The sequence below is a fragment of the Chloroflexota bacterium genome, assembly GCA_035652535.1.
Lineage (GTDB): Bacteria > Chloroflexota > UBA6077 > UBA6077 > SHYK01 > DASRDP01.
Window position 1 is genome coordinate 44,866 of the sequence record DASRDP010000006.1, and the last position, 8,899, is coordinate 53,764.

At 67.0% G+C, this 8,899-nt stretch carries 8 protein-coding genes; 3 read left to right on the forward strand and 5 right to left on the reverse strand.

Annotation, left to right across the window (positions count from 1 at the left end; translation table 11 throughout):
- Position 1: 1 nt before the first annotated feature.
- Complete coding sequence (locus VFC51_01010; GenBank protein ID HZT05584.1) at positions 2 to 805, forward strand: HAD-IIA family hydrolase; 804 nt, start codon at positions 2 to 4, stop codon at positions 803 to 805.
- A complete protein-coding gene (locus VFC51_01015) occupies positions 802 to 2,961 on the forward strand; it encodes an adenylate/guanylate cyclase domain-containing protein (protein ID HZT05585.1) in 2,160 nt (719 codons plus the stop codon). The genes VFC51_01010 and VFC51_01015 overlap by 4 nt, the downstream gene beginning before the upstream one ends.
- Positions 2,962 to 2,975: 14 nt before the next feature.
- On the opposite strand, the gene VFC51_01020 is transcribed toward VFC51_01015, so the two are convergent.
- The 4 genes from VFC51_01020 to nrdR all read right to left on the reverse strand — a co-directional run bounded on the left by VFC51_01020 (position 2,976) and on the right by nrdR (position 5,887).
- A complete protein-coding gene (locus tag VFC51_01020; protein HZT05586.1) occupies positions 2,976 to 3,800 on the reverse strand; it encodes a thermonuclease family protein in 825 nt (274 codons plus the stop codon).
- Positions 3,801 to 3,866: 66 nt separating this feature from the next.
- A complete protein-coding gene (locus tag VFC51_01025; protein HZT05587.1) occupies positions 3,867 to 4,835 on the reverse strand; it encodes a type II CAAX endopeptidase family protein in 969 nt (322 codons plus the stop codon).
- Positions 4,832 to 5,335: a threonyl-tRNA synthetase editing domain-containing protein gene (locus VFC51_01030; protein ID HZT05588.1), complete on the reverse strand. Its 504-nt coding sequence runs from the start codon at positions 5,333 to 5,335 to the stop codon at positions 4,832 to 4,834. The genes VFC51_01025 and VFC51_01030 overlap by 4 nt, the downstream gene beginning before the upstream one ends.
- 15 nt (positions 5,336 to 5,350) lie before the next feature.
- Positions 5,351 to 5,887: a transcriptional regulator NrdR gene (gene nrdR / locus VFC51_01035; GenBank protein HZT05589.1), complete on the reverse strand. Its 537-nt coding sequence runs from the start codon at positions 5,885 to 5,887 to the stop codon at positions 5,351 to 5,353.
- 188 nt (positions 5,888 to 6,075) lie between these two features.
- Between nrdR and VFC51_01040 the strand changes: the two genes are divergently transcribed.
- Positions 6,076 to 7,755, forward strand: a complete 1,680-nt coding sequence (locus VFC51_01040) for a ribonuclease J (GenBank protein ID HZT05590.1) — start codon at positions 6,076 to 6,078, stop codon at positions 7,753 to 7,755.
- 7 nt (positions 7,756 to 7,762) lie between these two features.
- On the opposite strand, the gene VFC51_01045 is transcribed toward VFC51_01040, so the two are convergent.
- On the reverse strand, positions 7,763 to 8,899 hold a 1,137-nt coding region (locus tag VFC51_01045), incomplete at its 5' end, for a hypothetical protein (GenBank protein ID HZT05591.1).

Here is an 8,899-nt window from a genome sequence, read left to right on the forward strand (position 1 = left end):
GATGCTACCAAATATCTCCGCGCTCCTGATCGACCTCGACGGAGTCGTCTATCGTGGCGAGATGGCGCTCCCGGGGGCGGCGGACGCGCTGGCCACCATCGACGCGCTCGGCATCGCGCGCGTGTTCGTGACAAACAACGCCACGCTGACCACCGATGAGTTCTCCGCCAAGCTCACGAGGATGGGGATCGCGGCCAAGCCCAACGACATCGTGACCAGCTCCGAGGCGACAGCGGCCCACCTGCGCGAGATCGCGCCGTCCGATTCGACGGTCCTGGTCATCGGCGAGGAGGGACTGCGGCAGGCGCTGGCGAGCCGGGGGTTTCCCATCGTGGACGCTCAGCCCACGTACGTGGTCGTCGGCCTGGACCGAAATCTGACGTATGCCGATCTCGCCCGAGCGGCGATCGCGCTCCAGCGCGGCGCCCAGTTCATCGCGACGAATGCCGACCGCGCGCTCCCCGTCGAAGCGGGATTCTGGCCGGGCGCAGGAGCAATCGTGTCCGCTCTGGTGACGACGACGGGCGTGCAGCCGACGATCGTCGGCAAGCCCCAGCCCACCCTGCTCCGCGTCGCCCTGAATCGGATCGGTGCGAGCCCCGAGCGCGCGGCGATGGTGGGTGACCAGATCGAGTCGGACATTCGCGCCGGCCGCGCAGCGGGCATTCACACCATCTGGGTCGACCCGGGCACGGCCCCGCCGCCCGACGACGTCACCCCCGACCTTCGCGTCGCCGATCTCTCCGAGCTGGCGGCGCTGCTCCGAGCGCGCACGAATCATCGGGACGCCCCCGACGCGCCATGACCCGACGCGATCGACGGCGCCTCGTCATCAGCACGTCGGTCTCCGTCGTCGTCGCCGTCGCGCTCACCATCGCCCTCTGGAACGGCGCGTTTGCGACCCTCCAGGCCGCGACGTCCGACGTCTTTTTCCAGACGTGGCTGCCCACTGGCGTGAAAGACACGTCCCAGCGCGTCGTCGTCGTCGCCATCGACGACCCCACGATCCACGAGCTGGGCCGGCTGGGGGAGTGGCCCCGTCGGTACTATGCCGACGTCGTCGATCGGCTGCGCGAGGGATTTGCGCGCGAGATCGCCTTCGACATCGGGTTTGTCGAACCTAACGAGGACGATCAGCTCGTCGCGGACGCGTTGAAGCGTTTCCTGGAGACACCGCCCGAGGATCTCCAGCGCGCCGGCGTGCCGCTCGGCGTACGCAGCGTCATCTCTCCGATCGTCGGCATCCCCAACACGGCGCGCACCGTGCACGCGGGCTCGCCCACGACGTTCCCCGACAGCCTGCGGCCGCGCCCCGTTTTCGTCGACGTCAGCACCGCGCTCGGGCACAGCAACGTCATCCCGGATGGGGACGGCGTCGTACGCAAGACGCCAGCCCTCATCCAGGTCAGCGGCGAGCTTTTTCCGTCGCTGGGGATCGCGGCCGCGGCGGCCTACACCAATACGCTGGGACGGGGATATCGAATTGCCACGGACGCTCAGGGCATCTACGCGCTCAATCGCTTCATCCCCACGGACCCATTTCTCGACATGGTCGTGAGCTACGCGGGCCCTCCCTCCCACGTGGACGACCCTGCGCATCAGACCTTCAAGGTTGTCTCGTTCGTCGACGTGATGAATGGGCGCGTTGATCCGGCCGTATTTCGCGACAAGATGGTCTTCATCGGCGTGCTTGACGCCACCGGTCTCGCGGATGACTATCAGGTCCCCACTTCGTCGCATTTCGGGAAGATGGCCGGGGTCGAGATCCACGCAAATGCGTTCGCGACCGCCACCGCCGCCCGGTTCTTCACGGAACAACAGATCGGTGTCACCACGGCCATCGTGTGGGCGATGTGCTTGATGACCGGGCTCGTCGTCTTCCGCTTAAGCATCGTTCTGAGCGCGATCGGAACGCTCGTGTTGGGCCTGGGCTATTTCTTCGGCTCGCTCGTCTACGCGGGCATCAGCTATGACCCGCTCGGCGTCGCCATGCCGAACCTCGTCTACCCGCCGGCCGCGCTTCTCCTGACATTCCTGTCCGTGGCGGTCTATCGCGTGGTCTTCGAGCAGGCGGAGGCGCGCGCCACGCGGGGAGCGATGGGCAAGTATCTTTCTCCGTCGGTCCTGGCCGAGGTTCTCAGGGACCCGGACCGTCTCCACCTCGGCGGGGAAAAGCGGGTGATGACCGTCCTCTTCACCGACATTCGGGGATTCACGTCGATCTCCGAGCGGCTCGAACCAGAAGTCCTCGTCCACATTCTGAACGAATACCTGACCGTTATGACGGACGTCGTCCATCGGTGGGAGGGCGTGCTCGACAAGTACATGGGCGACGCGATTATGGCGTGGTGGGGAGCGCCCACGGAGCAGCCGGACCATGCATACCGCGCGTGCATGACGGCGCTCGAAATGCGGCGGGCGCTCCGCACCCTCCATGAGGAATGGGCCGCCCGTGGCGTGCCAAAGATGGAGATGGGCGTTGGGATCAACACCGGTCCGATGGTCTACGGCAACACGGGATCGCTGGAGCGGTTCGACTTCACTGTGCTCGGCGACGCGGTGAACCTGGCGTCTCGGCTCGAGGGCGCGAACAAAGAGTACGGCTCCAACGTCATCGTGAGCGGATCGACTCGCGACCAGGTCGCGGACCGGGGCTTCGTCATGCGTTTCCTGGACCTGATCGAGGTGAAGGGCAAGATGGAGCCGGTCGAGATCTTCGAATTGCTCGGGATTGCGGACCAGTTGGATGCAAGCGTCCATCTGGTCCTCGGCGCGTGGGACCGTGCCATGGCCCTCTATCGGACGCGGGAGTTTTCCCTGGCCGAGGGCGCGTTTCGAGACATCCTCGCGCAGCACCCGGACGACGGGCCAGCACAAGTCTACGTGGACCGGTGCGTCCAGCTCCGCGAGAACCCGCCCCACGCTGACTGGGACGGCGTGTTCGTGATGACGCACAAGTAAGCCGCGGTGGGCCGCTACCGCGGCGGCGGTCGCTGCGGCGGGGGAGGCTGCCCCGGGACCGGCGTGAAGACGCGAAAGATGGGCGGGTTGGCGGGCAGGTTCCCCGGCCTGGCCGGCGTCGGCAACAAGAAGAACGTCGGCGTCGGCGCCGGGGTGTTGGTGATGGTCGGGGTCAACGTAATGGTGGGTGTCAGCGTGATGGTCGGCGTTTCGGTGATGGTCGGCGTTGGAGTAATGGTCGGCGTATAGGTCACGAGCGTCCACACGTTCAGCGGGGCCTTGCGCGCCTCTGCCTCCGCCGCCTGGAGCTGGCGAGCATACCGAACGTTGCGGCCCAGGGGCGCCAGATGTGCGAGACCCTCCTCGAGCAGCAGCTCGTTGACCATCACGCCGTCGACGTAGACGTAGCGCAGCATCATCCCGCCGGGATTCAGGTCCGTTTCATCGGCCTCCAGCTCCACGGTCTTCCCCTCGACGAGCTCCACGTTGCGCTCCGCCGCGTCGCGTCCAAAGGGCTCGACCGGCCGATTGAACATACCGGCGCCCGGCGTGTTCACGCCGATGTACCGCACTGAGTAGCCGCCCTCGATCAGGATCGTGTTCCCATCCCACACGCGGCGCACCACCGCGTACGTCCGCCCGGGGTGTGGAGTGGGCGTGGGCGAGCTGGTCGGCGACGCAGGAATGACCGATGGCGTGGGTGTTTGCGTCGGCGGTCGCGCCTGGGCCCGGCGCCGCTCGGCATCTTCCAGGATCTGCGCCGTGATGGGCGGCCCGTCCAGAAAACACCCGGTCATCCCAACGACGATCGCGACGACAGCGAATATGGCGAGGGTCACCCGAGCGCACCGCAGTCCGCCAGATAACCCGCCGCGCGGCGATGTGCCTCGGGGCACCGATCGCATCTACTGCTGGGAACCCGCGACGAGCGTCACGAACGCGACGGCATTGTTCAGAATGTGCGCCAGGATCGGCGCGACGATCGTGCCGCTGCGACGGTAGATGTAGGAGAGAACGAGGGCCGTTCCAAAGATCGCGATAAAGAGGGACGGCAGAGCATGAACCAGCGAAAAGATGACGGACGTCGTCAGGTACGCCGTCATGGGCCCCTTGTGAGAAAGATACGCGTTGAAGACGTACCCGCGGAAGAAGAGCTCTTCGACGGTTGGCGCCAGAATGACGACCGCGAAGACCGCCATGACGTACTGATCGGGCGGCCGCCCCTGCAGCCACCGAAAGCTCTCCTCCTGCGGCTGCGACACGCCGAGGCTCTGAAGGACCAGCCCGTTGGCCGCGGCCAGCACGAGAATGATCGCCGCGCCGGCCGATCCCACGGCGAGGCCGTTTAGGACCTGCGACCTCGTCAGCCCCAGCGTCTCCCTCGTCACAAGGCCCGTGCGCACGCCTTGGAGATACACCATGGCGAGGAGCGTCCCGTAAAAGCTCACCGCGGCCACGCCGAAGACGTTCGCCATGCTGCTGGAGCCGGCCGGCAGCATGACGAGGTAGCCGACCGCGATGAGGGAGGCGACAACCATAGCGAGCACCGTCGTCGCGATGACAGACTGATGCGAGCCAATCGGGAGGAGCGGTGCGCCTCCACCCCATCCGAACAAGAAGCCGCCGATGCCCACGCACACGCCTCCCGCCCCAATGATCACGGCGGGAATGGAGAGCACTGCAAGGTGCGCCTGCAAGCCGAGCGCGGAGGGAATGGCCAGCCGCACCACGGCGAGGGCGACGCCGAGAATGATCAGGGCGCACCCGATCGCCAATGCCCCCCGAAGGAACCACACGCCCCGTCGAGATGGCTTCGCGGGGTCGACAGGTGCCAACTCCGGAGCCACCGGGATCTCCTCGGCTGGCAGGCTCATGGCAGACGCCCCGGCGACGGCGCCGAGGCCGCGTCGTTCCGCTCGGCCGCGGGATCGGGCGGTGAGCCGCCTGGCTCATGGGCGCGAACCGAGCGCGCCACGCGGGAGAGCGGGTGGCCCTTGGCGCGGAGGTCCCAGGAGTGAAACCACCCAAACGGCGGACGCTCCACATGGAGCCCGCGGCGCCGCAGTTCCCGGGCCACGGAATCGATCATCGCCAGCGCGGCGTCGGGAGCGCATGGCTCGGCAAAGAGATGCGCAAAGGGGAGCAGCAGGACCTCGGTGGCCTTGAGCTGGCTGGCCAGTCGGTGGACCTCATTCGCGGTTTGTCGTGCCACCGCCTCGGGGTCCGCTTCATCGGCCGATTCGGCGCTTGCCAGGACGAGCAGCCCTTCGTCGATGTGACAGCTCGGGGAGGTCGGCGTCTCCGCTACCGGCGACCTGCCGCGCTCGGTGACCGTACAGGTAAACGAATCCACGTGGAACATGAGCAGGCGCACGAATCGCGTCCCAGGTCAGCCGACGGGTTCGCGTCGTCGGCCGTTTCGCCCGTCCCGACGAGTCGGGGTGCCCCGATCCATCGGGACGGGGTCCGATCCCGACGTGCTCTTGGCGCGCTGGATCTCCTCTTCGAAAGACGAGAGATCGGCGAACGCTCGGTAGACCGATGCGAACCGAATATAGGCAACATTGTCCAGCTCGCGAAGCTTGTTCATCACCAGCTCGCCCACGACGGCATGGCTGACTTCGTGGCCCTCACGCTGGCGCAACGCCGCCTCGATATCGTTCACGAGCTGCTCGATCGCGTCGGCGCTGACCGGCCGCTTGGCGCAGGCCTTGGTGATTCCGGCCCGAAGCTTCGCGCGGCTGAACTCCTCCCGCCGCCCGTCCTTCTTCACGAGAATCAGGCCCGCGACCTCCGCGCGCTCGTAGGTCGTGAAGCGCGCGCCGCAGGTAGCGCAGCGACGGCGCCTTCGGGTAACCGTGAGGTCTTCGGAGTCGCGCTTATCGAGCACTTTCGTCGTCGGCGCGGAACAATACGGACACTTCATCGCAAGCTCCTGACCTGATACTAGGCATTTCTCTCACGTTGTGTCAAGGAATTGTCACCATAGGATCTCCATCACGTACGAGCGCGGCTGCTAATGCGAAGGGAGGCCGATGCATTGCGCGAGCATGTGGCACAATGATGAAAATCGCGACCCGGTTACCGGCGGCGTCGTGCCGACGTGGAGGTGGTATGGCGAAATCTCCCCTGCGTGTGATCCTGCTGGGCGGGGTCGGGGAGATCGGAAAGAACGCAACCGTTTACGAGTACGAGGGGAGCCTGCTGCTCGTCGACGCGGGGGTCAAGTTTCCGGACGACGAGATGCTGGGGATCGACCTCGTCATTCCGGACTTCGAATACGTCGTCGAGCGCGCGGACGCCCTGCGCGCCATCGTGTTGACGCACGCCCACGAGGACCACATCGGGTCGCTGCCCTTCTTGATCCGGCAGCTCCCCGCCGCCCACCCGGTCGTGCTCGCGGGAGCGCCACTGACCCTCGGGCTCGTCGACGTGAAGCTCGCGGAATACGGCGTCCGCGACCGCGTGATCTACCACCAGATCGAGCCAACCGAGCGCCATCAGTTCGGCCCCTTCGCCGTCGAGTTCATCCACGTGAACCATAGCGTCCCGGACGCGGTGGCGCTGGCAGTTCGATGTGGAGCCGGTGTCGTCGTGCACACGGGCGACTTCAAATTCGACCCCACCCCCCTCGACGAGAACCCCTCCGACACCCAGCGCCTGGCGGAGCTGGGACGCGAGGGCGTTCTGGCCCTACTGTGCGACACCACGCGGGTGGAGGAGCCGGGCCGGACTGGCTCGGAGCGGGTCGTGGGCGAGTCCCTCACCCGCATCATCGAGCGCGCCCCGGGCCGCGTCATTCTCGCCACCTTCGCCTCCAACATCACCCGCCTGCGCCAGGTCATGGGCGCCGCGCACGTCCTCGGCCGGCGCGTTGCTGTAACGGGACGAAGCATGATCCGCAACATCGAGGTCGCCCACGAGATGGGCTACATGCCCGAGATGCACGACGTGATGGTGGACCTGAAAGACGTGCGCCACCTACCGCCGACGGAGACGGTGCTCCTCACCACGGGAAGTCAGGGAGAGCCGGCGTCGGCGCTCGCCCGAATGGCCGTGGACGACCATCGCGACATCAAGATCGCGGCGGGCGATACGGTGATCCTCTCCGCCACGCCGATCCCGGGCAACGAGGCGACGGTGGCGCGGACGATCAACAATCTCTACCGCCGGGGCGCGGAGGTCGTGACCCGCCGGAGAGGCACGGACACCGAGAATATTCACGTCTCGGGCCACGCGAGCCGCGACGAGATCCGCGACATGATTCACCTCGTGCAGCCGCGGTATTGCGTTCCGCTGCACGGCGAATATCGCAACCTTATGCAGTTTCGAACCCTTGCCGGCGAGCTGGGGATCCCTCAGGACCACGTCATCATCACTGACATCGGCGACGTCGTCGAGTTCCGGGAGACAGGCGCGTCCAAAGTCGAGAGCGTGTCCGCCGGCGCGGTGCTCGTCGACGGGCTTACGCTCGGCGTTACCCACGCGGTCCTGCGCGATCGCCACAAGCTCGCTGCGGAGGGCGTCCTGGTCGTAACCATCGCCATCGACTCCGAGACAGGCCGGGTCGTGGCTGGGCCGAGCTTCATCACCCGGGGCGTGTTCGGCGAGGAGGGACTCGAGGACGCGCTGCTTGACGAAGCGCGCCAGCGAGTGCTTCGGGCGCTTGCTCGGCTGCACGGCGAGCCGGAGCACAGCGTGCTGGTCGCGAAGATTCGCGAAGTGATCGACGGCTTCCTCTACCACCACACGCGGCGACGACCGATGATCCTCCCCGTCGTCACGGAGATTTGAGCACGGGCTATCGGCGAACGTCGATGGTCGTCAGCGCGACGCTGTCCCCGATTCGCACGACCTGGCCGCTCCTGCCCTGCTGGTAGGCAACCGCGCTCAGCGTGTAGGCGCCGGTCGCCGCCCCCTCCGGCACGACGATGGCCGCGCGATACTCCGTCTCCCCGGCGCGCGCTTCGAGCGGTCCATCCCAATGCCAGACGTCCGTTCCATCCGGCCCATCCAGCTCGACGAATAGCCGGTCGCCCCCGCCGGTATCGGACGCACCCTGAAGCGCATCGCCGTCCCCAGCAACCACCGTAGTCCCCCGAATTCGGAGACGCGCCCAGTCCCCGGGGCGCGCGGCCCACCTGTCGCTCGCCACGGAGCGGATTCGCAGATCGAGGGTCGACGCATCGACGACGCGTTCGCGAAGCGGGTCCGTTTCGCTCACGAGGTACGGACGAAGGACAGCCTTCTCGAACTGGAACACGGGCGCGGGATATGCATGGGCGTCGAGCCAGCCCGTCACAACGCCGGTGGGGTCTGCCGCGTCCGTCGCCGAATCGACGACCCAGAGGCGAGAATGGCTGCTCGTCAGGCGCTCGAGCCATCCGATTGATTCAGCAGGGATGAGCGGCACCGTCGACGCGATGATGTATCGATCCGGGAGTCCCCACCCGTAGCGCCGGTACAGCAGGTCTTGCCACGGGCCGTTCAGCACGATGGCGTCGTCGGGCTGCACGTGGGCCCTCAGCGCCGCCATCGCGGCGCCGTAGTCGCTGCGCATGTATCCGGCGTATGCGGGGCTCAGAAAGGCGAGGCTGACGCCCGCGATCACGACCCCTGCGGCGACCGCGGCGCGACGCGGCACAGCGGTCGCCGCCACGCCAAGGAGCGCGGCGAGAAAGGGCGTGGCGAGGGTGACGAATCGTGGGGCGTAGGCGCGCCCGATGATCATGAGCAACGGAACGGCGACCGTCGGAAGGAGGAAGGCGGAGATCGCGATGAGGCTGACGCGGCGACGCGATGCGAGGTCGGCTGCCAATGCGAGTCCGGGCGATGGTTCGGTGGCGGCGACAGACCTGGGCGCCGCGCCCCTGCCTGGGCGCGCCACGAGCAGCCCGGTTCCAGCGACCGCGACCATCATCCCAATCCCCGCCAGGAC

Coding starts and splice junctions, on each gene's coding strand:
- nrdR (HZT05589.1), bottom strand. CDS start 5,887: ATGAAGTGTCCGTATTGTTCCGCGCCGACGACGAAAGTGCTCGATAAG.
- VFC51_01040 (HZT05590.1), top strand. CDS start 6,076: ATGGCGAAATCTCCCCTGCGTGTGATCCTGCTGGGCGGGGTCGGGGAG.
- VFC51_01010 (HZT05584.1), top strand. CDS start 2: ATGCTACCAAATATCTCCGCGCTCCTGATCGACCTCGACGGAGTCGTC.
- VFC51_01025 (HZT05587.1), bottom strand. CDS start 4,835: ATGAGCCTGCCAGCCGAGGAGATCCCGGTGGCTCCGGAGTTGGCACCT.
- VFC51_01015 (HZT05585.1), top strand. CDS start 802: ATGACCCGACGCGATCGACGGCGCCTCGTCATCAGCACGTCGGTCTCC.